At 64.4% G+C, this 326-nt stretch carries 1 protein-coding gene; it reads right to left on the reverse strand.

The genetic code is table 11. The features are described from left to right. Positions 1–326: NAD(P)/FAD-dependent oxidoreductase (locus P0D80_RS51495; RefSeq protein ID WP_408296737.1), on the reverse strand; the 326-nt coding region annotated here is incomplete at both ends.

Here is a 326-nt window from a genome sequence, read left to right on the forward strand (position 1 = left end):
TTCTGACGCCCAGCCTGCACGGCGTCGAACGCCGCTTCAGCGGCCAGCATGCCGGTCTTGATCGCCGCATGCGAACCCTTGATCCGCGATGCGTTCAGGAAGCCCGCATCGTCGCCGACCAGCGCGCCACCCGGAAACACCAGTTTCGGCAGCGACATTAGGCCGCCGGCGGTAATCGCCCGCGCGCCGTACGACACACGCTTGCCACCTTCGAGCACCGCGCGAATCGCCGGATGCGTCTTGTAGCGCTGGAATTCCTCGAACGGCGAGAGATACGGGTTTGTGTAGCCGAGACCCACGACGAAACCCACCACCACCTGGTTGTT

It is taken from the genome of Paraburkholderia sp. RL17-373-BIF-A (assembly GCF_046030175.1).
Taxonomy (GTDB): domain Bacteria; phylum Pseudomonadota; class Gammaproteobacteria; order Burkholderiales; family Burkholderiaceae; genus Paraburkholderia.